The organism is Hyphomonas sp. (genome assembly GCF_965284475.1).
Classification (GTDB): domain Bacteria; phylum Pseudomonadota; class Alphaproteobacteria; order Caulobacterales; family Hyphomonadaceae; genus Hyphomonas.
This window is the reverse complement of sequence record NZ_OZ260087.1, coordinates 1,292,114-1,317,826: the sequence shown is the minus strand read 5'-3', so window position 1 is coordinate 1,317,826 and position 25,713 is coordinate 1,292,114. Positions and strand designations below refer to the sequence as shown.

The following is a 25,713-nucleotide window of genomic DNA, read 5'->3' as shown; positions in this document are numbered from 1 at the left end:
TTCGTGAGACCTGTACGCCTAGAACTGGCTGAGGCGGCTTAGGTCGCCGCCACCGAGCTCCATCTGGCGCACAAGATCAGCAAAAGCGCGTCCCTTGGTGTCCTGCGGGAGTGTCTTGATCGCAGTCACCGCTGTGGCTCCCAGATCACACACGTTGAGCGATTTGACGAGCTTGTCTGCATCCCCGCCGGTCTGCGCCGCCATGAGAAGGGGCATGACCTGCGGGTCTGAGAGCATGGACATCATGACGCCCTGCATGGCGGCCTTGTCAGTCTGCGTGAGCGCGTCACGGCTGACCGGATTGCTGCGTGCGTCCTCAATGGCGACGAGGAGGTGTGAGACCAGCGCCAGACCGTAGTCGCGCAGTGGTTCTTCCAGCATTTTCAGTTCGCGGTTCAGCGCAGCCCTGTCGGCAAAGCTTGTCTGGTCGAGATCGGCGAACCGGGCACCCTGGCACCAGGGGCTGCCGGAATGGGAGGCTGACCTCAGGCGGTCACGGGTCATCACAAGGATGTCGTCAAGATGGCGCGTGTCTGCCCTGGCGAGATCGGCGGCGTGATCTTTCAGTACGTCGGCGGCATGTGCAAAGACGATCTCGGACTGCTCGACCCGGGGCTTCCCGCTGATCCTGGCGAGGCGCTTATTGAGCGTAGTGGATGCCCCAGGATCGACGCGCGACAGGGTTGCGAAATATGACTGCGCGGCTTCAGAAGTCCAGCCGGATGGTGCTTGCGCTGTCGGCGCCTGCACAGTCGCAGCGATAGTGTGCGAACCGGTGTCGGCCGGGCTGGACTTTGGAGCGACCGGAAATTTCAGGGCCAGCATGAACGCCCCGCCGACAACGGCGACAACCGCGACGGCGAACAAAGCATTGTTCCTGGACGCTGGAGGTTTACCTCCGCGGGCATCGAACGTCATGAGGGTGTCCTCCCAAGTAGGGGCAGACTATCGAACAATTCCTGACAAGCCTTTAAAACGCAGGCGGACTAAAGCTGGACGACCCCCTCGGCGGGTGGTTCTGCATAGATGCTGGCCACCAGGTCGGCGCGCCGGTCGATAACAAGGCGCTGGTTGACATAGCCCTTGTCGGTGATTTCGCCAGCATCGATCGAGGGCGGCTCAGTGAGAACGAGAAGACGCTTCAGGCGGCGTGATGATCCGGGCTCGCCCGCATTGAAGGCCTTCGCCCTGGCGGCGACATCCTCCGTGAACGCCTTCAGGCCTTTCGCCTGATCGCCATCTGCCGCCTTGATGTATTGTTCAATAACGGCTTGTGACGGCCAGACCATGGCAGAGGCAAAATTCTTGTCCTGGCCCGCGATAACAGCATCGAAGATGAGTGGCGAGCAGGCGGCGACAAAGTCAGGCCGCAGGGTGCCGACGCTGACCCATGTGCCGGAGGACAGCTTGAAGTCCTCGCCGACGCGGCCGTCGAAGATGAGCCCCTTTTCCGGATGGTCCTCGTCGACGAAAGTCACTGCGTCGCCAAGGCAATAATAGCCCTCGTCATCAAACACTTCGGCATTCTTTTCGGGGCTGTCGAGATAGCCCGGCATCACGGAAGGTCCTTTGACGCGCACTTCGAGTTTCGCCCCATTGGGAACGAGTTTCAGCGTCATGCCTGGCAGGGGCAACCCGATAAGCCCGACGCGCTCGGCTTCCCAGTGAACGACCGTGATGCCTTGTGTTTCAGTGGCCCCGTACATGGTGATGATTGGAATGCGGCGGCCGGTGGCCCTGATGGCGAGTGCCTGAAGACGGTCATAGAGATCGTCCGACAGTGTCGCCCCACCATATCCGATTGAACGCATGTTCCTGAAGAAGGCCACGAGCAGCGTATCGTCTGCTTCCATGGCGTCGGCCAGCATGGCGAGCGCGATGGGTGCCGTGCCGAACGAGGACGGGGAGCAGTCGCGGATATTGTCAATCGTCCGCTGGAAGAGGGCAGGGGTAGGCTTGCCGTCATCGATCCAGAACGTGGCCCCGTTCCAGATAGCGCCGTTGAAGTTCACGTTCGAACCGGAAATGTGGTTCCAGGGCAGCCAGTCGAGCACATTGTGGACCTGGTCAGGATCGTGCTCAGGGTCACGGGAATCGTCGCGCAGGCCTTCCTGCCCGCCGATCATCGAGCACATTGCGCCCTGCGTGGTGGGCACGGGTTTGGGCAGGCCGGTGGAGCCGGATGTGAACAGATACTTGCCGATCGTATCATCATTCAGGGTCGTCATGGCCCTGGCGACATCTTCGGTGGGCGCGGTGGCGGCGAGGGCATCATAATGCAGAACCGTGTTGTCGCCGCCAGGATCAGCAGAGAACACCTTGCAGTCCGTCTCGCCGAGCGCTTTGATCGCGTCGCGGAACGGCCTGTAATGTTCGGCAAAAATGATGGCTGGCTTCACGGCGCCAAAGCAGTGTCTGAGCTTTTCGAACTCAGATGACATCAGGGAGTAGGGCACCGAAATCGGCGCGGCCGGCGCGCCAATCTTCTGGGCTGCGAGTATGACCATCGCAGCGCGGGTGGAGTTCGCCGACAGGATCATCACCGGCGCGTCGGGGCCGGCGCCCAGATCAAGGAAAGCCTGGGCGAGACTGTCCGTGATTGTCTTGGCTTCACCATAGGTCAGGGTTTGCCACTCTCCCGACACCGGATGACGTTCCCGCAGAAAGGGGCGGTCCGGATGTTCGCCGGCGCGCTGGTCAAGGCAGTGGGGCACTGTCTGGGGACGATCACCGGGCGCCTGGCGCGGTGTGAGATAGATGGCGCCATTGTCTTTACGCGTCATCTGGATGTCTGGTGCCTTCATTGGCAACAGGCGAAATTGCGGCAAGGTTTGCCCTTCGGCCATGGCTGCGTTCTCCCGATCAGTATTTTTTTGAGGTTTCCTCCAGTGTATTTGAATTGGTCCCGTTGGCCAGCGGTGAAGGCGTGATGAAGGCCTCAAAGCGGCCCATGACGTGGGGGCAGTTCAGACGAAAAACGTTATCTCCGCTGCGGAAAGCAGCGTCAGATTTCGGCATTCACGGCGTCGATGACGATCTGGAGCGCCTGCTCCATGAGACGGAACTCGAGGGCTTCGGCCATGACGCGGATCAGCGGTTCAGTGCCTGACTTGCGCACGACCATGCGGCCGCGTGCGCCCATCAGCGCCTCGGCTTCAGCAATGGACGCCCTGACGCGGTCGCTGTCCATCGGATTGTCGCCCGTGTAGCGAATGTTGACGAGTTTCTGTGGCGCTGGATCGAACACGTGTCCGAGCGTAGACATTGGCTGCCCGCGTTCTGCGAGTACGGACAGAACGTGCAGCCCTGCAAGCAATCCGTCCCCGGTCGTTGATACGTCCGACAGAATGATGTGGCCAGAAGGTTCACCGCCAAAGTTGAACCCGTGAGCTCGCATGTGTTCACCGACATAGCGGTCACCGACCCGTGTGCGGGCAAGGGAGAGGCCGAGCGTTTGAAGGTACTGATCCAGCCCCATGTTCGACATCACGGTGGACACCACGCCGCCGCCCTTCAGGCGTCCCTTGGCGTGAAGTTCCCGCGCGATCAGGGCCATGACCTGGTCACCGTCAATTTCGGTGCCGGTTTCGTCAACCACGATGACCCGGTCGGCATCGCCATCAAGCGCGAGCCCGATATCGGCACCACGTTCTAAAACAGCCGCTTTCAGTGCGGACGTATCGGTCGATCCGAATCCGGCATTGATATTGATCCCGTCCGGGGCTGCGCCGATGACGGTCAGGTCTGCCCCGCACTCCAGCAACGCTTCGGGCGCCACCTGGAATCCTGCACCATGGGCACAGTCGAGCACAATCTTCATCCCGCGTATCCGGCTGCCTGCACTGACTGTGGCAAGACAGCTGCGGATATAGTCGTCACCGACGCCCGCTGCGCGTTGCAGCGTGGCGATGCTGCCCGGAGCGGCATAGGTGCCGTCAAAAGCTGTGGCCATGGCGGCCTCAAGAGCCTCCTCGGTCGGATCGTCAAACTTCAGGCCATCGGGGCTGAACAGCTTGATGCCATTGTCTTCGTATTTGTTGTGCGAGGCGGAGACCATCAGCCCGAAGCGCGCCTGCGATGTGCGGGTGGTCATGGCGACGGCTGGTGTGGGCACGATTCCGGCGAGTTGGGGCGTCAGGCCCATACTGGTCAGGCCGGCGACAAGGGCCGCTTCGATCATTTCGCCGGAGCGGCGCGTATCACGGCCAATAATGACCGTGCCTTCACCGTCTGGCGCGAATGTGCGCGCTGTCGCAATCGCGAGCCGCAGCGTGCTCTCGGCCGTCATGGGTTGCCGGTTCACCCGGCCACGAATGCCGTCGGTTCCAAAATAGTGCCGTGCCATACGCCTCGTCTCCCTGCTCATTTCCTGGCAGATTTGTCGCGTTTAATCGAGAAAAAGCGACAGCCTCAGCAGGGCGTGACGTCGCCATAGACGATGAAGTGCGGATTATCGTAGCCGCGCTCGCGCTTGCCATAGAGAAGCGGCGCGCCCTCCTCGGTCAGTACGCGGCCACCAGCCGCCTCAACGACCGCCTGGCCGGCTGCCGTGTCCCATTCCATCGTGCGGCCCATGCGCGGGTAGAGGTCGGCTTCACCTGCAGCAATCAGGCAGAATTTCAGGGACGACCCCGCGCCAAGCGTTTCGTTCACCTTGTGCTTGTCCAGCCAGAGATCGGTTTCCGGTGTGCGGTGGGATTTCGAGGCGATGGCCGTGACGCCCGCTGCCGGGCAAGGGCGGATGCGGAGTGGTGTGCGTTCTGTCGGCACCCCGGCGCCCGGGGCGGCCTTGGCCTGCCAGCCCGAATCGTGGCGCTCGGCGACGAAGAGGCGGCTCCTGGCCGGCGCGTAGACGACACCCATGACCGGGCGGCCATGCTCTATGATTGCGATATTGACGGTGAATTCCCCGTTGCGACTGACGAATTCACGGGTGCCGTCGAGGGGGTCGACAAGGGCAAAGCGATGCCCGTGATCGGGGACACGTCCTTCGCTGGCTTCCTCTTCGGCAATCACCATCAGCGTCGGGTCCGCCTCGGCAAGCGCGGCCAGAATAAGCGTTTCGGCTTTCTGGTCTGCAGCGGTCACCGGAGACGCGTCGCCTTTCTGGTCGACGTCGAAATCGCTTTCGTAGATCTCCATGATCACCGCGCCTGCCTGGAGGGCGATCCGGGCAAGCGTGTCAGCAGTGATGGTCATTCTGTTTCCCCCGGTTGGATCGGCGCCTAGCCGCGCTTCATGACGTCCATCATTTCAACTTCGAACACGAGCGGGGCATCTGGCGGGATCGGGCCGCCGGGCGTGCCGGTTGCGCCATAGCCGAGATCGGACGGGATATAGAGCATCCAGCGATCACCGGGACGCATCAATTCGAGCGCTTCGACCCAGCCCTGGATCAACTGGTTCGACGGAAACACAGCCGGCTCGCCCCGCTCAAAAGAGCTGTCGAAGAGTTCACCGGTTTCTGCGAGGCGGCCCTCATAATGAACAGCGACCATTTCACCATTTTCCGGCGATGGTCCGGATGGGTCGCCGCTGGCCAGCACGATATATTCGAGCCCGGAGCCGGTTTTCGTGACTTCGGGCAATTCCGGGTTCCAGGGTGTATATTTTGCCCAGGCTTCCGCGTCGGATACTTTAGGCTCCATCACTTCGAGCAGCTGGACGCGGAAAACAAGATCGTCGCCCGGCTTGATCACGCTGCCGGGGCGTGGATGGTCGCCATAGGCGAGTGCAGTCGGGATATAAAAGAGATAGTCGTCACCTTCGCTCATCAGCTGCAGTCCCTGCGTCCAGCCGGGAATGACCTGGTTCAGCTTGAACGAGACAGGCTCGCCACGGTCAAAGGAGCTGTCGAACTTTTCGCCTGCTGCAGTGCGGCCATCATAATTGACGCTGACCCGGTCGGACGCGATCGGCGACTTGCCGCTTTTCGCGCCTTCATTCAGCACGACATATTGCAGGCCGCCCTCGGCGGATTTTACATCCTTACCTTCGGCGTCCCAGGGCAGGTATTGTTCGAATGGCGCGTTCACGTCGGAGAAGTCCTTGGTCTGGCTGCAGGCAGCTATCATGAAGAATGCAGCGCAGGCTGCAGCGAATGTGCGGATCATCTTGGGTCTGGCTCCGTCTGATTCGGGTTTGAGCGCGTTCTAGGGCGCTTTTACCTGCAAGTCATCCTGCGGCTACAGGGGACGCGGCGGGTATCCTTCAGCCGTCAGGGCATCGATGACGTCCTGTGTGTGATTGGCGTCGCGCGTCTCGATCAGTATGTCAAATTCGGCGCCCTTGGCGGGCACGTCCAGCGCCAGCCGGTTGTGCGCGACTTCCATGATATTGGCGCCATTGTCACCGATGATCTTCGAGACGAGTGCGAGCAGACCGGGCCGGTCATCCCCGACAATACGGATCGAGGCGAGACGTTTCTCGCGCACCAGGGCGCGTGTGAGGACGGATGCAAGCAGGCGTGTGTCGATGTTGCCGCCGCAGAGAACGAGGCCAATCTTCTTGCCCTTGAACTTGCCCGGATGGGCGAGCAGCGCGGCCAGCCCGGCGGCGCCGGCGCCTTCGGCCACTGTCTTCTCGACATTTACATAGAGCGTGATCGCCTGTTCGAGATGTTCTTCCTCGACAAGCAGGATTTCGTCCACGAGGTCCTGCGCGATGCGAAGGGGAAGGCGGCCGACATCGCGCACGGCAATGCCTTCAGCAATCGTTGCGCCGCCGACCTTTACTTCACGGCCCTCAAGCTCGCAAAGCATGGCCGGATACATGGAGGCTTCGACGCCGATAATGCTGATGGCCGGGTTGATGCCCTTGGCTGCGATGGCCATGCCGGCGATCAGGCCGCCCCCGCCAATGGGAATGACCAATGTGTCGAGGTCCGGATTTTCCGCCAGCATTTCAAGGGCGATCGTGCCCTGTCCGGCGATGACATGCGGGTCATCGAAGGGATGGATGAAGGTCAGCCCTTCGCGCTGGCAGATATTGTAGGCTTCGGCCTTGGCCTCATCGAAGCTCAGGCCATGGAGCACGATGGTCGCGCCATGGCTGCGGGTCTGCTCCACCTTGCTGAACGGGGTGGTGCGCGGCATGACAATGGTTGCCGGGATGCCGAGGCGGCGGGCGTGGTAGGCGACGCCCTGTGAATGGTTGCCGGCCGAGGCGGCAATGACGCCAGCCTGCTTCTGCGCGTCGCTCAGGTGGGAGAGACGATTGAGCGCGCCGCGCTCCTTGAAGGCCGCCGTGAACTGGAGGTTCTCGAACTTCACCCACACATCTGCACCGGTAATTGCAGAGAGCGTCCGGGAATGATGCATCGGAGTGTGCACGATCTGTCCATCAAGCACGCGGGCAGCAGCTTCGATATCAGCCAGCGTGACGGGCAGGGCGGAGGTCAGTGTATCAGGCATTCTGGAGGTCCCGGATGAGGTCGGGCGCACCCTATTCGCGCCGGGCGGCGAGGGCAAGGTGGGGGCGGCAAGGGGACGGCAAGGTAGTGTCATGGGCATGAGGCGGAGGCACCAGGAGCGGGCGGTCCCGCTCAGCCATGCGTTCCGAGCAGGCGGCCCAGCGCGTCGGCGATGCGGGCCTCGTCATAGGGCTTCTGCAGGACGTGGCACTCGCTGAAGCGGCCTTCGAGGCTGCGGCGTCCGTAGCCGGTGATGAAGAGGACGGGGACGCCTGCCGCGATCAGCCGGTCGGCAATCGGGTAGCTGGTACGGCCGTTGAGGTTCAGGTCGAGCAGGGCGACGTCAATTTGCGGTGCCGCAGACAGCAGGTCCATGGCTTCGTCCTGGCTGCTGGCGCTGCCAGCAAGTTCAAAGCCCAGTTCGGCGACGATATCCTCAAGGTCGCACAAAAGGATCGCTTCGTCTTCGACGATGAAAATGCGCTTGCCTGCCATGATCATGTCCTGTGTTCGAGCCAGCCCTCCATCGTGCAGACCAAGCCGTCCGTCCTGTAGTCCATCGCAATCTCGCCGTTGATTTCCTGTGCGAGGATGCGAGTTAACATGGTTGTCCCGAACCCCTTCCGGGTGGGCTCGAGAACGGTTGGACCCCCGGCTTCGCGCCAGGTGAGGGCAAGATGCCCGCTTTCCGTATCACTCAACGTCCAGGTGACGTGGACAGTTCCGTCGTCGTTCGACAGGGCACCATACTTGGCGGCATTCGTCGCCAGTTCGTGCAGGGCCATGGACAGGGCCTGCGCCTGCTTGGCGGACACAGCCGCTGGCGGACCATCCAGATGGATACGGCAGGGCCCGTCCTGCACATATCCGAACGGGACGAGGGCATTGACGAGGATTGCATCAATGCGCGAGCCCCGCCAGCTCCTGTCAACGAGCAGGTTCTGCACTTCCGACATGGCGTGCATGCGGGCGAGCAGGTCCTCGCGCGCTTCAGCGATGGACTTCGTGTCGATGAGCGACATGCGGGTAATCGCCTGCATGGTTGCCAGCGAGTTCTTCACCCGGTGGCCAAGTTCCCGGATCAGCACGCGGTTTTCCAGTTCGCTGCGGTGCTTTTCGGTGATGTCGAGCGCATTCTGCATGACGAATTCCACCTCGCCATCCGCATTGCGCAGCGGAGCATGCGTGCATGTCCAGACGACCTCGCGCATGCCGCCGCCATCAACCGGAATGGCGTAAGGCTCGGTGGTCAGGGTATTGGTCGTGCCATCCAGTGCCTGACGGAAAGCCGACATGAAGAGACTTACGCGATCTTCCGTTTCGGGAAATGCCTCAAAGACGTAGCGGTCCTGTATTTCCGACAGGGCACAGCCTGTCGTCGTCAGGTAGGCTGCGTTTGCATAGACGATCACGAGATCTCTGTTGAGGATCAACAGCGGTGAGGGCGTGATTGCGAAGACATCCTCGAAATTTATTCCGGCCAATGCCGGGCGATCAATCCGGCCTGTCTCGGCGGGGAGCGTCGGTCTGATCTTATACATGCATTGTGCCCGTTTTCACTGATCAATGATTTGCAAAGCATACTAGCCAAACCGATGAAATCTGGAACGACTATAATCTGGAGTTGTGAAACGATATCTGTGTCGAGACAACAGGCTGAGGGTCACCCAGCGTGCAATCCGTCGCTGCCCAGCACGGCGTCATGTTCGGCGACAAGATGACCTGGCGCGATTTCAACCAGTTGCGGCTGGTATTGCTCGGCGTCGGGGTCGTCCACGCGTTTCGACTTCAGGAAACGGAGCGGTGCGCGGCTGTCCAGCGGGCTCGGCAGGTCGCCGGTGAGCTTGATGCGTTCGCGGTCGCGTTCAAGTTTCGGGTCCGCGGCAGGCACGGCGGCGATCAGGGCGCGGGTGTAGGGATGGCGAGCGTCTTCATAGATGGCCGTGCGGCCGGCCAGTTCCACGACGCGGCCGAGATAAAGCACCATGACGCGGTGGCTGATCTCGCGCACGACCGAGAGGTCATGGCTGATGAATATCATGGCAAGGCCGAATTCCTTCTGGAGTTCGATCAACAGGTCGACAACCTGGGCCTGGACCGACACGTCGAGCGCGGAGACCGCCTCGTCGCAAATCACGAGTTTCGGTTTCAGGATCATCGCGCGGGCGATGCCGACGCGCTGGTTCTGGCCACCCGACAGTTCGTGCGGGTAACGGTTGATGAGGGCGGGGTCGAGGCCGACCCGGGGCATGATGGCCTGCACGCGCTCATCCCGCTCGGCGCGGTTAAGGCGCGGTTCGTGCACCTGCAGCGGCTCAGCAATCGAGGCTCCGATGGTAAGGCGCGGATCAAGACTGGCGAGTGGATCCTGGAACACGATCTGGAGATCGTCGCGCAAGGCGTCCATCTCTGATTTTCCGGCGCGGGTAATGTCCTTGCCGAGCCACGCAATGGTGCCATCAGTCGGCGGGATGAGGCGCAGCACACCGCGTGCCAGTGTTGACTTGCCGCAACCGGACTCGCCGACGACGCCAAGCGTCTCGCCGGGCCGCAGGTCGAAGGAGACGCCATTGACTGCTTTAAGGGGCTTCATCTTGCCGAACAGACCGCCTTTCACGCGGATCGGGAAGTGGATCTTCATGTCGTCGACTTCAAGCACCGGCTTGACCGACGCATCCGGGGCGGGGCCCAGTGACGGCCTTCCGCGCCGGTCTGGCTGGTCTATGCGCGGCACGGCCTCGAGCAGCATCTTCGTATAGTCATGCTGTGGATTGTAGAAGATGTCATCGACGCTGCCGCGCTCGACGATCTCGCCATACCGCATCACGATGACCCGGTCGCACATGCGGGCGACGACGCCCATGTCGTGGGTGATCAGGGCAATGCCTGTGCCGGTGTCGCGCTTGAGATCGTTCATCAGGTCGAGAACCTGCGCCTGAACCGTCACATCGAGCGCTGTCGTGGGTTCGTCGGCCAGCAGCAGGCGCGGGCCGCACAGCATGGCAATGGCGATCATTACGCGCTGGCGCATGCCGCCGGAAAGTTCGTGCGGGAACTGGTCCATGCGGCGGGCGGCTTCAGGAATGCGGACATTTTCGAGCCATTCGACACAGCGTTTGTCGGCTTCCTCACCCTTGAGGTTCCTGTGCAGGGCCAGCACTTCGCGCATCTGCGCGCCAACTGTCATGTGTGGGGTCAGGCTGGTAAGCGGATCCTGGAAGATCATCGACATCTGAGCTCCGCGAATCTTGCGAAGCGTCTCGATCGGTGCGGTGAGCATATCGTTGCCGGCAAAGCCGATATGGCCGGATGCCGTGCCGTTACCGGCCAGCAGTCCGAGTGCCGCGAGCGCCGTCTGGCTCTTGCCGGAGCCGCTTTCGCCGACAATCCCGAGGCATTCGCCTTCTGCAACATCGAAGCTGATGCCGCGCACGGCGTGTACGACGCCGTCAGGCGTATCGAAGTCGACCGTCAGGTCTTTCACGGAAAGTATGCTCATGACTGTAATCTCTACAGCGCCGATGAGCTTGCGCAATGTTTTCAATGCACAAAAAAACCGCGCCATGAAAGGCGCGGTTCAAGTTTGGAGATGCGGTCCATCGGGAGGCAGACCGCCTGTAGAAACTCAGAATTTGTATCCGAAGCCGAGACCGACAACGATCGGGTCGATATCGACGTCAGCGTTCACTGTCGCACCCAGCGCTGTCGTGAAGTTGACGGTCACGTCGGTGTTGATCCAGATCTTCTTGACGTCTGCATTGAACGCCCAGCCGCCGGGTTCCCCATCAAGGTCATAGTCGAACCCGACCTGAAGAGCAGGGCCGAAGCTGGAATCATAGCTGATCCCGTCGGCGACAGAGCCCTCATCCTCGTTGAAGAAGAAGGTCGCGTTCACGCCTGCTCCGACATAGGGCTTGAACTGGCCCATCTCGGTAAAGTGGTATTGCACCGTGAGTGTGGGCGGCAGCAGCCAGACATCACCGAGATCAACAGTGGCGTCCGTCAACGCGCCGGGAACGGTGACATTCACGGCCTTCACATCATGCGGTGTGACCGCAAGGATCAGTTCGGCGGCAATATTCTTGGTGAAGAAATAGGTGATGTCGAATTCCGGCACATACTGGTCGGCAATGTCGACGTCGCCCGGCAGAGTGGCGCCACCGGCCTTGAGTGTGCCGCTCTCGTCCGGCATGACACCGAGCACACGTGCACGCAGCATCCATGGATTGTCTTCGGCATGCGCCGCCGCGCCGGTGGCGGCCCAGGCTGCGCTGGCCAGAAGGGCGCTAAGGAATAGGTTTTTCATTGGTTTGTACCCCGCAATGCTTGGTTGGTGCATGGGATGTAGGCGATTGATTTTACGAGCGTAATTGCCCGTTTTGACGCGCGGCTGCGCACCGCGCGGCATGTGCGCCCGGATAGGTAATAATCCCGATTGCGGACGAAACCGTCCTGTCGGAGCATGATCAATTCAACCAAAATCAGACCCGTCCCGAATCCCGGTGCGGCGTGATGACCGGGTCTTTCTCCCCGGGGCAGGCTTGAACTTGTTGGCGCGAGCGCGGAACATGATTGCCGGACCCATGCCGGAAACGGCCATCACAGGATTGCATTCATGCCCGTCATCAATTTCCTCACGACTTGTATCTTTGATTCCGGCGCGCTGGAGCGGCTGGAAGTGACTGCGAAGAAGCTCGGTATCCAGCGCGCTTTCATCGTGACGGATCCCGGCATCAAGGCGGCCGGCATACTCGACAAGGTGGTGGAGGCGCTGGGCAGCGCACCGGCCGGAATATTTGCCGAGACCGTTGCAAATCCCACGGAAAAGCAGGCCAAGATCGCGACGCAGGCCTACAAGGATTGCGGCGCGGATGGCATCATCGCCGTAGGGGGCGGATCGTCAATGGACCATGCCAAGGCGATCGGCCTGATGGCATCGCATGACGAGCCGCTGGAAAACTATGCCGCAATCATTGGCGGCGCGAAGAAGATCGGCAAGATCCCGCCGCTGATTGCAATTCCGACGACCGCCGGGACCGGGTCCGAAGTGTCGATCGGCATGATCACGACCATGGAAAATGGCCGCAAGGAGACTTTTGCGTCGCCCAACCTGATCCCGCTCACCGCCATCTGTGATCCGGACCTGACCATCGGGCTGCCGTCATTTCTGACGGCGGCGACGGGCATGGATGCGGTGACGCACTGCATCGAGGCGGTGCTGACGCCAAGCGTGAACCCGCCGGCGGAAGGCATCGGCTATGATGGCGTTGCGCGCGCGCTGGGCGATGGCTGGCTGGAGCGGGCGGTGAAGGACGGGTCTGATCCGGAGGCGCGCTGGCACATGATGATGGCGAGCTATGAAGGCGCACTGGCCTTTGTGAAGGGCCTTGGCGGCGTTCATGCGCTCAGCCATGCGGCGGGCCGCCTGCACGAGAAGAAACTGCATCATGGCACGCTGAACGCGATTTTCCTGCCGCATATCCTGCGGTTCCACGAAGGGGCGGCCGATGGCAAATATGTCCGCCTGCGCCAGGCCATGGGTCTCAAGCCGACGGCCGACCTTGGCGATGCGATCCAGGACCTGAATGACGCAATCGGCATTCCGAAGACGCTGTCTGACATTGGCCTGACGTCCGCAGACGGGCCGGGCATTGTTGCTTTCGCACTGAAAGACCTCGCCCATTCCGGCAATCCGCGGGAGATGACGGCGGATGATTACGCCAGGGTCTACGAGACCGCGCTCGGCTAGGAGATCACGCATTGCGTCCGTTCGTTCCCATCCTGCATCTCGCCGCGGGCCATCACGGCGGTCAGGCTGCGGTACTCAAACGGGCGCAGAACGGGCATGGCCGGAACGACCTGTCCGGGGTTCCCGCTGACCGGTTGCTGTCAGTGATGGCCCGGTGCGTGTTCAATGCCGGGTTCAACTGGAAAGTCATCGATGCGAAATGGGACGGATTCGAAGCCGCTTTCCTCGGTTTTGACCCCGCCCGGCTGGCCTTTCTTGGCGACGAGATGATGGCCGATCTCGTGTCCGACGCGCGCATCGTGCGGAATGGGCAGAAGATCAAGGCAACGCTCGACAATGCGAACATGGTGGCGCGGATCGAGCAGGAGGAAGGCGGCTTCGGCAGGTTCCTGGCAACCTGGCCAGCTGACGATCAGGTCGGCCTGATGGCAGAGCTCCACAGGCGCGGATCGCGGCTGGGCGGGGCGACCGGGCAGTATTTCCTGCGCTTTTGCGGCTGGGATGGCTGGATCACCTCGCGAGACGTGTGCGCCGCGCTGGTGCGGGAAGGCGTTCTGGACAAGCCGACTGCGACGAGCAAGCGCGATCTCGTCAAAGTGCAGGACGCGTTCAATACATGGCATGGCCAGAGCGGCCTGCCGCGCGCGGCGATCAGCCGGATACTCGCCCTGAGTGTCGGCTGACGGCTATTCTGGCGTCACCGCGAGCGCACTGAACACCGACACGCAGAACGGGACAAGGTAGCTAAGGCCCGTCTTCCACCAGTTCAGTGTCTCCAGCGCAACAACGCGTTCGAACTGGTTTATGAAGGTCAGGATTGTACCGACGAGCAGCGCGACAATGATTCCGCGGATGACAATGGCGCGCATGGTGACTCCTGCAACGGGATGGCGGCGCAGGCTGAATTCGCTTCCCGTTCCAGCCCGAATCCTTCATTCTGAGACCATGATTACAGAAATTCAGCAATATGCGGGTGGACTGGGCGTTGCGGCCAGCGCGATGGCTATCGGTGCTGGTTGGGTGGTGACAATTGCCTCGCCCAATTGCAGCTTCGACAGGCTGGATGGCAGCCGGGCCGACGGGCATGTTCGGGAATTGCTGCATCAGACGGCAACCCCGATTGCGGCCATCATGCTCGCGGCAACGGCGCTCTTCGTGCTGGCAACGAGCTGGGCAGCGGCGGTGACAGCGGGGCTGGCCGCTTTCGGATTCTTCTCGACGCGCCTGATGCTGGCCCCAAAAGAGGGCAAGAACCCGAAAGGCGTGCGGACAAGCCGCAAGGATCAGCGGGCGGTCTCGGTCAGCCTGTCACTGATGTTCATGCTGATTGCCGTGATTTCCGGCATTCTCGGCCTGATCGGTATCTAGGCGTAGACCAGCCAGAGACAGCCCATTTCGTGAAGGGCCCGGAAATCGTCGACCGACCGTGTCGCGGCCTTGCGGGCGACCTCGCCAGCCGATTTCCGGTTTGTGGCCAGCATGAGCACGCAAATGGCAAGTCCTGGGATGAAGGCCCACCAGATGAAGGCAACCGAGGCCAGCGCTCCGAGCAGGCAAATCAGATAGGCGAGAGCGTCGAGGACGCGGAAGCGCACGTACATGTATGTGCCGAAAGCGTTCAGTAATTCCGGCCGCTTGTGCAGTTCCTCAGCATCGATTGCGAATCGCTGGCCTGGAACGTTTTCAATGAACAGGGCGCGGGTCATGCGACCGGCACGGTGAGGGTTGGGTGCGCACTGCAGGAACATGGCTTCGTTCTCCCTGAAGCCTGACATAAAGCACCCGGTTCTTAACTGTCCGGGCATTCGGATTCGAAAATTTCATACAAATTCAATCCTTCGGGCGCGCAATCTGCCGTACGCCCGTCTGGTGATTCCGTTTGCCAGTGGGGATTCTTGTACTTATGTTGCAATGCAGCATGAAAGGTTTGTAACGCAATGCTTTACTCACTTGTCGAAATGAACCGCGTGGCGATGGCGCCCATGCGGCTGGCTGCAAAAGCTGGCCGGGCCGCCCTTCTGTCCCCGCTGAACCCGATGCGCCAGACCGAATACGGCAAATCGCTGGCCGCCTTCGCTGACGTATTCGAAAGTTCAACGCGTTACTATGGCAAACCGGAATGGCGCATCGACACGGTGCGCGTGAACAGTGCGCCCGTTGATGTGACGCCGACCGTCGCCTGGCGTTCGCCCTGGTGCAACCTGCTGCATTTCAGGAAAGATGCCGAACAGCTGGCCGCCGTGCGCAAGCCGGGATCGCCCCCGTTGCCACGCATGCTGATTGTCGCACCGCTGTCTGGCCATTACGCATCGCTGCTGCGCGGCACGGTCGAGGCTTTCCTGCCGACCCATGATGTCTATATCACCGACTGGTCGGATGCGCGCATGGCGCCTGTCTGGCTCGGCCGGTTCGATCTTGATGATTATATCGATCATATCCGCAAGATGCTGACGCATATTGGTGGTGGCGCACACGTGCTGGGCGTCTGCCAGCCCGGGCCACCTGTCCTGGCGGCCATTTCGATGATGGCGGAAGACAATGATCCTGCGCGGCCTGCGTCGATGACATTCATGGGGTCTCCCATTGATGCGCGTCGCAGCCCGACCGTGCCGAACGAACTGGCCGAGGAGCGGTCATTCGGCTGGTTCGAAGAGAACATGATCCACACGGTGCCAGCGCCCTATCCGGGCGTGATGCGACGCGTTTATCCGGGTTTCGTGCAGCTCGCCTCGTTCATGAACATGAACTGGGGGCGCCATGTCGACGCGCAGTGGAAATTCTTCAACCATCTCATCGAGGGCGACGGCGACAATGCCGACAGGCACCGCGAATTCTATGACGAATACCTCTCCGTTCTGGACCTGACGGAAGAGTTCTACCTGCAGACTATCCAGCGGGTTTTCCAGGAACATCACCTTGCGCGCGGCATCTACATGTATCGCGGAACACGTCTGGTGAAGCCACAGGCGGTTCGCGACGTTGCGCTAATGACCGTGGAAGGCGAGAAGGACGATATTTCGGGTATCGGGCAGACTCAAGCCGCCCACGATCTGTGCACAGGCATTCCGGACGGCATGAAGGCGGACTATGTCCAGCCGGGTGTAGGCCATTATGGCGTGTTCAACGGGGCTCGGTTCCGGACGGAAATCGTGCCGAGGGTGACGCAGTTTACACGCCGGTTCATAGACCTGCAGGCCGAACTGGATGCGCAGGACGCTCTGGCCGTCTAGGCAGGGCAGCTCGTCGCTTCAAAACCAAGCAATTCTATTTCAGGGCTGAGATAGCCTGCCCTGACTGGCTCAGGGCGCGACAGCGCGGTGGACAGGTATTTCTTGTTGTCATCGCAGAAAACGGTCGCGACGACCGCGCCCGGGCCGAGCCGTTCAGACGCCTTCAGGGCGCCGATCAGGTTGGCCCCGGATGATATCCCGACGCCGAGGCCAAGCTCGCGAGCGAGGGCCTGCGCCATCAGGATGGCATCACCATCCGACACGGCGATGACGTCATCAAGTTCGGCGAAATCCACGATGGCCGGGATGAAATCGTCTGAAATGCCCTGAATGCGATGGCTGCCCACTTTATGGCCGGTGGACAGTGTGGGCGATTCCAGCGGTTCGAGCGGATGGATCTTCACGCCGGGCACCGCTGTGCGCAAAGCCCGGCCGACGCCCATGACCGTGCCGCCGGTGCCGACCCCGGCGGTAAAGGCATCTGGCGTGAGCCCCAGCAGCGCGAGTTGCTTCAACAGTTCCGGACCGGTCGTGTCGCAATGGGCACTGGCATTGTCGCAATTGGAAAACTGGCAGGGCAGGAAGACATGACCATTGGCGGCGGCAAGGCGCTGAGTGGCCTCAATGGCGCCGATAAAGCCGCCATCCTCGCGCGAAATGAGATGAAGGTCTGCGCCAAGGCTGCGCATGAGCGCCTTGCGCTCATCGCTCATCCAGTCGGGCATGTAGATATCAACCTTGTGGCCAAGGGCGCGGCCGAGCGATGTAATGGCGATTCCGGCATTGCCGCTTGTGGCTTCAGCGATCCGGTCACCTGGTTGTAGCGCGCCGGAGTGTATTGCACGGCCGAGGATGGACAGGGCCATCCGGTCCTTGATCGAGCCGGTGAGGTTGTAGTGCTCAGCCTTGGCATGGATTACACGCTCGACACCGCGATAGCGCAGATGGATCGAGAGAAGGGGCGTGCGGCCGATCAGATTGGCGAGCGCGCGCAGGCGGGGGTGGGCGATGGCGGGCACCGGGCGGAGGCGGGAGGCGCGACTGACGGAGGCGATTGCGGGCGACGGCATGGCTTGGTCTCCATCTGAGTGAATGACATGTTATTTCAGATGCTCGGCCCAAATTCATCGCAATTATCCAATTATTCTGCTTGAGTGCGATAAGAATTTTCGGGATTATAGACAAATGGAAGAAAAAATTGATGATGTAGATCGAATCCTGCTGCGCGCCTTGCAGGCCGATGCCACCCAGTCGCTCGAATCGCTGGCCGCGCGTGCCGACATTTCGACCAATACGTGCTGGCGGCGGGTGAAACGGCTGGAAGAGAGCGGCCTGATCACGCGCAGGGTGGCGCTGATCGATCCGGACAGGCTTGGTCTTGGCCAGACAATCTTCGTGGCGATCCGGACGCGTGACCACTCGTCCGAATGGCTGAAACGGTTTGCCGACGCAGTACGCACCGTTCCGGAAGTGGTGGAATTCTACCGCATGGCCGGGGATGTCGACTATTTGCTCAAAGTGCAGGCGCGCAGCGTGCAGGACTATGACCGGGTCTACAAGGCGCTGATTGCGCGGGTCGACATTGCCGACGTCAGCGCGACCTTTGCGATGGAGTGCCTGAAAAACACGACTGAGCTGCCGGTCTAGCGCAGCACGGCTGTTTCCGTTGCGGCCGGGACGTGAAGCATCCGGCTGAGTCCGAGGCAGGCAGCCAATGGTTCGCCTTTCGGGGTCTCTTCCACGTGATCCGGCTGTTTGAGATAGGTCAGCAGGTCACCCACCGCGCCGCGCTCCAATTCGTCGAGCGTCAGGGTATCAGTGACGTCACCGAGCCGGGTGGACTGGCGGCAAGACAGCTGTTCGGCAACGGTGAGTGGCTTGGTGCGGCTGCCTCTGCGGATGGCGCGCCAGGCGGCCTGCTGCGGCGCATTTCGGATCAGGATGGCGCCAGGCAGGCCGTCACCTGCGGGAACGGCCAGCCAGAGGGCCGTGACGCCGGGGCGCCTGAGCGGTGTTGTGTAGCGCACGGAATAGATTGTTCCCGACGCGAATTTGCGGGCTGAGAGTCTTGCCGCGCCGGCGGCATCAAGGCCCGACAGCCAGTCTGAAACCGCAATATTGCGGGCTTCCCGGGCGCGGGCAGCCTCGCCTGTGACCATCAGGGTGACCGACTGGTCCATGCGTTGTGACGGCCTGAGCCGGGCACCGGCCCTGAGCGCAGCGTCATAGTGAGCGGCGGCGCGGTCTGCCTTCCCAAGATCCAGCGCAGCCCGGGCGGCGATGAGATGGGCCTCGCGTATTTCCAGCCTGTCCGGGCAGTGATCGATGAAGGTTTCCGATGTGCGCAGCAGATAGGCAGGGCTGGCCTCTTCAACCGGGCGCGTGACGGCCTCGTGAAACCGTCCGGCATCGGACAATCCGCAGGGCGCCTCACCATGGGCATATTGGGCAAAGCCGATCAGGGCACAGACGCCGGAGGCGATAATTGCCGAACCGATTTTCAGGGCAAAGCGGGCTTGGGTCATGTCGGTCATCCTTGCATTGTCGCCAGGCGATGACCTCACCCCAGGAGGAAGACCCGTTCGAATGCCCACCAGAGCCCCACGGCCCCGATCATGGCAGAGACGGGCCACACCAGGACCGGACGGTAGAGTTGCATCTGACCGGCCCGGCTGAGGACACGCTTGAAGTAAAGCGAAGCTGCAAGGGCCATGCCGATCACGGCGAGCTGACCAAACTCAACGCCCACATTGAAGCCGAGCAGGGCGGGCAGGAACACATTGTCCGGCAGGCCAAGGTCCCCGAATGCGCCCGCGAACCCCATGCCGTGGATGAGGCCGAAGCCGAAAACGAGCAGCGGACGCCAGGCTTGTGTTTCTTCAAACACGATGTTTTCCAGCGCCGCCCAGGCGATGGTCAGCGCGATCAGGGGCTCGATGATTGACGGCAGCGGCGTGATCACGCCGGACGCGGCAAGCCCAAGGGTGGCGGTATGGGCAATGGTGAACGCAGATATCTGGAACAGAAGCGGCCGGACGCGAAGGCTGGACAGGAAGAGTACCAGAACGAACAGGATATGGTCGGCTCCCATGGGCAGGATGTGCGCGAACCCGATGCGGACATAGAAGGCAAGTGTCGCAAATCCGGTTCGGTCGGGATTAACCCTGTCCGGCCCGGATTGCGCGTCGGGCCTCCGCTTTTCCGGCGGCGCATTTTTTTGGTCTATCCGCGCCAGTTCGCGGCAAAGCGCCGGATCCATGCCGCCATCAGGGGTGCAGAGTTCGTCTTCAGGATGGGCATTGGCCTGAAGCGGGGCCACCGCGCTGATAACCATGAAGCAGGCCATCGCGGCGACGAGGCGCAGGACCACCCTCATGCGCGCTCATCGATATGGTCCCCGACGCGCCATGGTCCATCGTGCGGGGAGTGATCCGGGCCGTGCACCGGCAGGCTGGCGATCAACACGGCGATCGTGACACCTGCGCCAAGTGCCAGAAAGCTGCGCAGGGGTGGTTCTTCTTTCAGTGGTTCCATCAGCGGACCGGTCGCGACGTAGAGCAGAAGCCCGGCCGAGATGGCAAACAGGTTGCCAACCATTTCCGGACCGAGACCGTACATGAAGGGTGATGAGGCAATCACGCCAAGCGGCGTGGTTGCGGCGGCAGCAAGAAAGGCCAGCAGGAAGGCCCGGCGATTGCTGATGCCGTGACGGCGCAGGATGGCAAAGGCGATGATGCCTTCCGGGAACTTATGCAGAAGCAGGGAGAGGGCGGCATAGACGCCGGAACTGAAGCTGGCGGCGAAAGTGACGGAATAGATGATGCCGTCGATGAAGGAGTGCAGTGCAACCGCCATGACCGGGGTGACGGCCGCAGCCTGGCCAGCTTCACCGCTTTCGGGGAATATCACGCGGATGAGAAAGCTGATCATGAGGCCGCCAAGGAAGCCCGTCAGGATGAGGGCAGGGGCATGGCGGCTGAGGGCGAAGGCTTCCGGTGTGATATGAAGCAGGCTGAGCGTGACGAGCATGCCGCCAGCCGCCAGCGCGAACAGGCCGGAATGGCGCTCGCTCCAGTCGCCCCGTGCGGCAACCGCAATCAGGGCGACGGTTGTCACAAAGGCAGCGATCAAGCCGAAAAAGAGTGGCGCCTGCATGGACTGTAGCATGGGGGTGGATGCGGTCTCGCGTGGGGCCGCAGGGGCCGGGAAGGGGCTCAAGGGGGGGGGCGGTGTGGCGAAATACATTGACGCCAGCCGTCTTCAAAATGTTATATAGTCGCATTATTCAAATCGCGATAGCAAATGTGCGGTTCGCGCAATTTCCGGCACTGTGCTCCAGGGAGGCTTTTCGTCGATGCTTACATCACCCCGTGCCCGTTTATGCATGATGATTGGCGCTGCTGTCCTCGCGCTTGCTGGCTGTGACCGCGATCCGGCGCCCGCCGCGCCTGAAGCGCCGGCTGAGCCTGCTGCTGAGGATACACAGGTCGCTGACAAGGCGGTTCCGGATGTGCCGGACGTCCCGGCTGACGCTCATGACGATGCTTCCGGTGGGGGCGAGGCGCATGTTCATGGTGTCGGCGAGTTCGCCGTAGCGGTGGACGGCAACCAGTTGACGGTAACGCTTGATGCCCCGCTGGCCAATTTCGGCCTTGGCGAAGGCGATGCGGATGCCATGGATGTCAGCACGGATATCAGTGACGGACTGGTGAGCTTCGCAGGTAATGCGGATTGCCGGCCGGGTGACAGGCATGTCACCACGCGAACTGTGGGAGACCATAGCAGTCTGACACTGGAGCTTGGATTTACATGCGCCGACGTTTCAAAGCTGGAAGGCGTGCGGCTGAATGCCTTCACCACTTTCCCGCATTTCGAGACGGTTGATGCGGTATTCATCGGACCCGATGCGCAGGTGGCCGATATGCTGACACCGGGCAATCCCGAACTGTCCACGCGATAGACTGAACGGTTGAATGACTGATCCGGCCATCCAGATCGAAGGGCTTCGCTTTGCCTGGAAAGGCGGCGACATGGTACTTGATGTCCCGTCATTCTCACTCGCGCGGGGCGAGCGCCTGTTCCTGCGCGGTGCCTCCGGTTCCGGCAAGTCCACCCTGCTGGGGGTGATTGCCGGTGTGCTAGAGGCCGATGCAGGCCGCGTCAGCGTACTGGGCGAGGACCTGTCGGCCCTGTCCGGTGCGGCGCGCGACCGGATGCGGGCCGATCATCTCGGCGTGATCTTCCAGATGTTCAACCTGGTGCCTTACCTGTCGGTCATCGGTAATGTGACGCTGCCCTTGAAATTCTCGGCCCGGCGCCGGCAGGCTGTGGCGGGCGCGCCCGAGGATGAGGCGCGGCGCCTGCTGGGCCGCCTCGGGCTGACCGATGCGCGCTTGCTGGAGCGGCGAGTGTCTGACCTGTCTGTCGGCCAGCAACAGCGTGTTGCTGCCGCACGCGCCGTGATTGGCGGGCCGGAGATTGTCATCGCGGACGAGCCGACATCGGCCCTCGATTTCGACGCGCGCGACCGGTTCATCACGCTCCTCTCCGAAGAGACGGCCCGGAGCGGAGCGGCGCTTCTCTTTGTCAGCCATGATGCGTCGCTGGCGAGCCTGTTTGATCGCGCCGTGGATATGACTGATATCAACCGGCAGGAGGCGAGCACATGACGGCGATCCTGTCCCTTGCGTGGAAAAGCCTGATGAACCGGAAGGGATCGGTGATCCTGACGCTGGTAGCCGTGGCGCTGTCAGTGGGGCTGTTCCTGGGTGTGGAAAAGGCGCGGACAGGCGCGCGCGAAGGCTTCGGCAGCACGATCTCGGGCACGGACCTGATTGTTGGCGCGCCGACGGGCAGCGTAAACCTGCTGCTCTATTCGGTATTCCGGATGGGGAATGCGACGGCGGAAATATCATGGCCGACCTATCAGCAGATTGCCGCGCGCCCGGATGTCGACTGGGCTGTTCCGATTTCTCTGGGCGACAGTCATCGCGGGTTCCGGGTGATGGGCACGCAGGCAGCCTATTTTGATCACTACAAGCATGGACGCGGGCAGGCGCTGGAACTGGCGAAAGGCGAACGCTTCAACGATTTGTTCGATGCGGTCATCGGCGCCGATGTCGCGCGCGAGCTTGACTATGATATCGGCACCCCGCTTGTCCTGAGCCACGGTCTGGGCGCGGCAAACCTTGATGGCGGGCATGGCAACCGGCCGTTCCGGGTCACCGGCATTCTGGCGCCGACAGGAACTCCGGTCGACCGGACGGTGCATGTTTCGCTGGAGGCCATCACGGCGATCCATGTCGGCTGGGAAACCGGAGCGAAGAATCCGCTGGCCGATACGATTGACGAAAAGATGATCCGCAGTTTCGACCTGACGCCGAAAAGTGTCACGGCGATTTTCCTGGGGCTGGAGCGCAAGGGAACGATCCTGACGACGCGCCGGGCGATCAATACCAATAAGGGCGAACCGCTGATGGCGATCATTCCCGGCGAGGCGCTGGCAGAATTGTGGACCGTGACGGCCCTGGCCGAACGCGCGCTGATGGCGGTTTCCGTGTTCGTTATTGCCGTGGGCCTGGTGTCGATCCTGACATCCATCCTGACAAGCCTGAACGAGCGGAGGCGCGAAATGTCGATCCTGCGCGCAGTGGGCGCGCGCCCCGGGCACATCTTCAGCCTCCTGGTGCTTGAGGCCGGTCTTGTCGGCTTTCTCGGCGCTGTTGCGGGGATTGCGCTCATCCATGTCATCCTGCTGTTTGCGGGCCCGGTCGTGGCGGCGCGATATGGCGTGTCGCTGGCCGGGACGGGGCCGGGACTGACGGATTTCTATACGCTGCTGGCGGTGACAGCGGCAGCATTGCTGATAGGCATGGTACCGGCCTGGGCCGCCTTCCGGCGGTCGCTGGCCGACGGGCTGTCAGTGAAAGTGTAACTGTTGCAACCGATGAAACCGACTGGTGTGACCAGCAAGCGGAGCCTATGTAGATGCGCATGAGATCAATCCTTTTCCCGCCCTTCGCCGCGCTGATCGCGCTTGTTGTTGCCTGTGGCCAGCCCGCAGAGCCGGAAACGCCTGCCGCACCTGTGGCGGCAGCCGAGACAGGACCGAAGGTTGGCGACAAGATTGGCGAAAGCGACGCCGAAAAGGCCGCCCGCAAAGCAGAGAAGGACGCTGCTGCACTGGCCAAGGCAGCCGAAGCCGCCCGGATCAAGGCCGATCTGGAAGCGCGCGGCGTGCGAGACGTCGCATGGGAGGACCTGATGCCGGAAGGCGAGGAAGAGCGCCTCGCCCAGATGTACCAGGCGCAAATGTCAATGTTGTATGGCGGCGCGGGGATTGCTGAAGGTTCGGCCGCGGACACATCGGTGCAGATCGGCACGTTCAACACGGTTTCGGAGCTGAATGGCGTGAGCGTGCGTATTCCAGGTTATACGGTGCCGTTCGAATACGGCTCCAAGGCGGAGATTACCGAGTTCCTGCTGGTGCCGTATTTCGGCGCCTGCATCCACTCGCCGCCGCCGCCGCCCAACCAGACCATTTTCGTGAAGGCAGACACGCCGATCAAACTGAAGGACCTGGCGCAGGCCGTCTGGATCGAAGGCACGATGCTGACCAGTACGCAGAGATCCGATTTGGCCGATGCGGCCTATACAATCGAGATGACCAGCATCGCGAAATACGAGTACTGACCGGATGATCCGGCCCGAGGCCATCAAAGTTGTCGCCTGGGATTTTGATGGCGTGCTCAACCGGAATATCGAAGACGGTGTCTTTGCGTGGTCGCGCAATTTCGAGACGGACCTTGGCCTCTCCCTGGAGTCGTTCAGCGGTTTCCTGTTTCAGGGGCGATTCCAGAAGGCCATGGTTGGCGAAGCCTGCCTTGTTGAACTGGTCGGGGAATGGGCCGGGTCGAATGGCGCAGCGGGCCGCGAAAGCGAAATTCTCGACTATTGGTTCACGCGCGACGCCATGCATGATCCGGACGTGTTGCTGATGGTGGAGACGTTGCGCCAGCGCGGTGTGTCCAATGTCATGGCGACGAATAACGAGATCCACCGCACCGCCTTTATTGAGTCGACTATGGGCTTTGCCGATCACATGGACCGGATATTCGCCGCAGGGCGAATGAGGGTGGCAAAGCCCGATCCGGATTATTTCCGCCATATCGAGCAGGCACTGGGAGTCGCAGGAGAAGAAGTCCTGCTCGTCGATGACATGGAAGAGAATGTGAAGTCGGCGCGCCAGCTTGGCTGGCAAGCCTTCCACTTCACCGAAGGCGCACACAAGGCGCTGACGGCCGCATTGAACCTGTAAAAAGAAGGGCAGCCAATTGGCTGCCCCTCTCATACTCTACCTGGTACTCTACTGATCGAAAGCTTAAGGAAAAAGTCCTAACGCTTTACGAACTCGGTGGTCGGGGACTATTTCGCCCCTTTTGCCAGAAGATTACGGATTTCCTCAAGGAGGACTTCCTGGCGGGGCGGCAGGGATGGTGCGGCCTCTTCCTTTTTCTTCATCGCATTCATGCCCTTGATGATGAGGAACATCACGAAGGCGACGATGGTGAACGAGATCAGCGCGCTGAGGAATGTGCCGATATCGACGATCGCGGCAGGCTGGACAACTTCGCCGGCCGCATCGAGGACTTCAGGCGAAATCGTGTAGGTCATTTCCGACAGATCGAGACCGCCCATGAGCGGAGCCAGAAGCGGCAGGAAAACGCCCTGGATGAAGGCCGTGACAACGGTTGCGAATGCGCTGCCCATGACAAAGCCGACGGCCATGTCGATGAGGTTGCCCTTCATCGCAAATTCCTTGAACTCCTTGAACATGATCTGCCCCTCCCAGGATTTGATGTCTGATGTGCCAGTCGAAATGATTCAGTCCGTTCGAACGCAGGGTCAAGCCTGTTCGGCAGCGGGCGGCTAGCGTGCTTCCGGATCCTCGCCACCATTGACGCGGGCGCGCAATTCCTTGCCGGCCTTGAAGAAGGGGACCGCCTTTGCGGGAACCCTGACGGGTTCGCCCGTGCGCGGATTGCGACCCTTGCGGGCATCGCGCCTGCGCACAGAGAAGGCGCCAAATCCCCGCAGCTCGACCCGGTCACCCCGGGCAAGCGCTTCGCCGATCTCGTCCAGAATCACATTCACGACGCGCTCCAGGTCTTCCTGGCGCAGGTGACTATATTCGGACGCGAGTTTCGCAATGAGTTCAGACTTGAGCATGTTGTTGTTATTAAACGCATTTGCGGCGGGAGCCTAGGCCCCCGCCGCAAACATTTCATCGAATTTAGGAAGCGGTTTCCCGCCCCTGGCTGCCT

At 61.5% G+C, this 25,713-nt stretch carries 28 protein-coding genes; 10 read left to right on the top strand and 18 right to left on the bottom strand.

The window, feature by feature from the left end; translation table 11 throughout:
* Positions 1-18: 18 nt before the first annotated feature.
* From ACQ66M_RS06205 to ACQ66M_RS06160, 10 genes are all read right to left on the bottom strand, one after another.
* Complete coding sequence (locus tag ACQ66M_RS06205; RefSeq protein WP_430402585.1) at positions 19-918, bottom strand: hypothetical protein; 900 nt, start codon at positions 916-918, stop codon at positions 19-21.
* Positions 919-986: 68 nt separating this feature from the next.
* Positions 987-2,846, bottom strand: coding sequence for an AMP-binding protein (locus ACQ66M_RS06200; protein ID WP_430402583.1), 1,860 nt, complete (start codon positions 2,844-2,846; stop codon positions 987-989).
* 158 nt (positions 2,847-3,004) lie between these two features.
* Positions 3,005-4,366 carry a phosphoglucosamine mutase gene (glmM, locus tag ACQ66M_RS06195; protein WP_430402581.1) on the bottom strand — a complete coding sequence of 454 codons (1,362 nt, stop codon included), beginning with the start codon at positions 4,364-4,366 and terminating at the stop codon, positions 3,005-3,007.
* A 44-nt stretch (positions 4,367-4,410) separates the two neighbouring features.
* Positions 4,411-5,199: a 3'(2'),5'-bisphosphate nucleotidase CysQ gene (cysQ, locus tag ACQ66M_RS06190; RefSeq protein ID WP_430402579.1), complete on the bottom strand. Its 789-nt coding sequence runs from the start codon at positions 5,197-5,199 to the stop codon at positions 4,411-4,413.
* Positions 5,200-5,225: 26 nt separating this feature from the next.
* Entirely contained in the window at positions 5,226-6,113 is an 888-nt protein-coding gene (locus tag ACQ66M_RS06185) for an FKBP-type peptidyl-prolyl cis-trans isomerase (RefSeq protein ID WP_430402577.1), read from the bottom strand.
* 72 nt (positions 6,114-6,185) lie between these two features.
* The gene (locus ACQ66M_RS06180) at positions 6,186-7,388 is read right to left on the bottom strand and encodes a threonine ammonia-lyase (protein ID WP_350174118.1); all 1,203 of its coding nucleotides are present in this window, start codon (positions 7,386-7,388) and stop codon (positions 6,186-6,188) included.
* 155 nt (positions 7,389-7,543) lie between these two features.
* Entirely contained in the window at positions 7,544-7,906 is a 363-nt protein-coding gene (locus ACQ66M_RS06175; protein WP_430402575.1) for a response regulator, read from the bottom strand.
* Between the two features lie 2 nt (positions 7,907-7,908).
* On the bottom strand, positions 7,909-8,952 hold the full coding sequence (locus ACQ66M_RS06170; protein WP_430402573.1) for a sensor histidine kinase: 1,044 nt from the start codon (positions 8,950-8,952) through the stop codon (positions 7,909-7,911).
* A 122-nt stretch (positions 8,953-9,074) separates the two neighbouring features.
* Positions 9,075-10,910, bottom strand: coding sequence for an ABC transporter ATP-binding protein (locus ACQ66M_RS06165; RefSeq protein WP_350172751.1), 1,836 nt, complete (start codon positions 10,908-10,910; stop codon positions 9,075-9,077).
* 126 nt (positions 10,911-11,036) lie between these two features.
* The gene (locus ACQ66M_RS06160; protein WP_350172749.1) at positions 11,037-11,717 is read right to left on the bottom strand and encodes an OmpW/AlkL family protein; all 681 of its coding nucleotides are present in this window, start codon (positions 11,715-11,717) and stop codon (positions 11,037-11,039) included.
* A gap of 309 nt (positions 11,718-12,026) precedes the next feature.
* On the opposite strand from ACQ66M_RS06160, the gene ACQ66M_RS06155 reads away from it, so the two are divergent.
* Positions 12,027-13,160, top strand: a complete 1,134-nt coding sequence (locus ACQ66M_RS06155; RefSeq protein ID WP_350172747.1) for an iron-containing alcohol dehydrogenase — start codon at positions 12,027-12,029, stop codon at positions 13,158-13,160.
* 11 nt (positions 13,161-13,171) lie between these two features.
* Positions 13,172-13,843, top strand: coding sequence for a DNA-3-methyladenine glycosylase I (locus tag ACQ66M_RS06150; protein WP_350172745.1), 672 nt, complete (start codon positions 13,172-13,174; stop codon positions 13,841-13,843).
* Positions 13,844-13,846: 3 nt separating this feature from the next.
* On the opposite strand, the gene nrtS is transcribed toward ACQ66M_RS06150, so the two are convergent.
* Positions 13,847-14,029: a nitrate/nitrite transporter NrtS gene (gene nrtS, locus ACQ66M_RS06145; RefSeq protein ID WP_350172743.1), complete on the bottom strand. Its 183-nt coding sequence runs from the start codon at positions 14,027-14,029 to the stop codon at positions 13,847-13,849.
* Positions 14,030-14,105: 76 nt separating this feature from the next.
* Here nrtS and ACQ66M_RS06140 point away from each other — a divergent pair, with 76 nt between their 5' ends.
* On the top strand, positions 14,106-14,528 hold the full coding sequence (locus ACQ66M_RS06140; RefSeq protein WP_350172741.1) for a hypothetical protein: 423 nt from the start codon (positions 14,106-14,108) through the stop codon (positions 14,526-14,528).
* On the opposite strand, the gene ACQ66M_RS06135 is transcribed toward ACQ66M_RS06140, so the two are convergent.
* On the bottom strand, positions 14,525-14,866 hold the full coding sequence (locus tag ACQ66M_RS06135; protein ID WP_430402571.1) for a hypothetical protein: 342 nt from the start codon (positions 14,864-14,866) through the stop codon (positions 14,525-14,527). The two genes, ACQ66M_RS06140 and ACQ66M_RS06135, sit on opposite strands and share 4 nt — an antisense overlap.
* A gap of 231 nt (positions 14,867-15,097) precedes the next feature.
* Between ACQ66M_RS06135 and ACQ66M_RS06130 the strand changes: the two genes are divergently transcribed.
* Positions 15,098-16,390 carry a polyhydroxyalkanoate depolymerase gene (locus tag ACQ66M_RS06130; RefSeq protein WP_350172737.1) on the top strand — a complete coding sequence of 431 codons (1,293 nt, stop codon included), beginning with the start codon at positions 15,098-15,100 and terminating at the stop codon, positions 16,388-16,390.
* Here the strand turns inward: ACQ66M_RS06130 and ACQ66M_RS06125 are convergent.
* The gene (locus ACQ66M_RS06125; protein ID WP_350172735.1) at positions 16,387-17,460 is read right to left on the bottom strand and encodes a PLP-dependent cysteine synthase family protein; all 1,074 of its coding nucleotides are present in this window, start codon (positions 17,458-17,460) and stop codon (positions 16,387-16,389) included. The genes ACQ66M_RS06130 and ACQ66M_RS06125 overlap by 4 nt on opposite strands.
* Positions 17,461-17,575: 115 nt before the next feature.
* On the opposite strand from ACQ66M_RS06125, the gene ACQ66M_RS06120 reads away from it, so the two are divergent.
* Positions 17,576-18,037: an Lrp/AsnC family transcriptional regulator gene (locus ACQ66M_RS06120; protein ID WP_350172733.1), complete on the top strand. Its 462-nt coding sequence runs from the start codon at positions 17,576-17,578 to the stop codon at positions 18,035-18,037.
* Here ACQ66M_RS06120 and ACQ66M_RS06115 read toward each other — a convergent pair.
* The 3 genes from ACQ66M_RS06115 to ACQ66M_RS06105 are packed head-to-tail and all read right to left on the bottom strand — an operon-like array spanning position 18,034 to position 20,545.
* Entirely contained in the window at positions 18,034-18,915 is an 882-nt protein-coding gene (locus ACQ66M_RS06115; RefSeq protein WP_430402569.1) for a hypothetical protein, read from the bottom strand. The genes ACQ66M_RS06120 and ACQ66M_RS06115 overlap by 4 nt on opposite strands.
* A 35-nt stretch (positions 18,916-18,950) precedes the next feature.
* Positions 18,951-19,766 (bottom strand): HupE/UreJ family protein, encoded by an 816-nt coding sequence (locus ACQ66M_RS06110; protein ID WP_430402567.1) that lies wholly within the window; start codon positions 19,764-19,766, stop codon positions 18,951-18,953.
* Positions 19,763-20,545, bottom strand: a complete 783-nt coding sequence (locus ACQ66M_RS06105) for a ZIP family metal transporter (RefSeq protein ID WP_430402565.1) — start codon at positions 20,543-20,545, stop codon at positions 19,763-19,765. The genes ACQ66M_RS06110 and ACQ66M_RS06105 overlap by 4 nt, the downstream gene beginning before the upstream one ends.
* Positions 20,546-20,744: 199 nt before the next feature.
* On the opposite strand from ACQ66M_RS06105, the gene ACQ66M_RS06100 reads away from it, so the two are divergent.
* Genes ACQ66M_RS06100 through ACQ66M_RS06080 form a run of 5 tightly spaced genes read left to right on the top strand, consistent with a single transcriptional unit; the run spans position 20,745 to position 24,707 of the window.
* The gene (locus ACQ66M_RS06100) at positions 20,745-21,350 is read left to right on the top strand and encodes a ZrgA family zinc uptake protein (protein WP_430402563.1); all 606 of its coding nucleotides are present in this window, start codon (positions 20,745-20,747) and stop codon (positions 21,348-21,350) included.
* A gap of 13 nt (positions 21,351-21,363) precedes the next feature.
* Positions 21,364-22,059, top strand: coding sequence for an ABC transporter ATP-binding protein (locus tag ACQ66M_RS06095; RefSeq protein WP_430402561.1), 696 nt, complete (start codon positions 21,364-21,366; stop codon positions 22,057-22,059).
* On the top strand, positions 22,056-23,324 hold the full coding sequence (locus ACQ66M_RS06090) for an ABC transporter permease (protein ID WP_430402559.1): 1,269 nt from the start codon (positions 22,056-22,058) through the stop codon (positions 23,322-23,324). The genes ACQ66M_RS06095 and ACQ66M_RS06090 overlap by 4 nt, the downstream gene beginning before the upstream one ends.
* A 59-nt stretch (positions 23,325-23,383) precedes the next feature.
* Positions 23,384-24,082, top strand: a complete 699-nt coding sequence (locus tag ACQ66M_RS06085) for a DUF3299 domain-containing protein (RefSeq protein ID WP_430402557.1) — start codon at positions 23,384-23,386, stop codon at positions 24,080-24,082.
* Between the two features lie 4 nt (positions 24,083-24,086).
* A complete protein-coding gene (locus ACQ66M_RS06080; RefSeq protein ID WP_350172718.1) occupies positions 24,087-24,707 on the top strand; it encodes an HAD-IA family hydrolase in 621 nt (206 codons plus the stop codon).
* A gap of 107 nt (positions 24,708-24,814) precedes the next feature.
* Here the strand turns inward: ACQ66M_RS06080 and mscL are convergent, their stop codons facing one another.
* On the bottom strand, positions 24,815-25,225 hold the full coding sequence (mscL, locus tag ACQ66M_RS06075) for a large conductance mechanosensitive channel protein MscL (RefSeq protein WP_350172716.1): 411 nt from the start codon (positions 25,223-25,225) through the stop codon (positions 24,815-24,817).
* Positions 25,226-25,318: 93 nt separating this feature from the next.
* Entirely contained in the window at positions 25,319-25,618 is a 300-nt protein-coding gene (locus ACQ66M_RS06070; RefSeq protein ID WP_350172714.1) for an integration host factor subunit beta, read from the bottom strand.
* Positions 25,619-25,713: the final 95 nt, after the last annotated feature.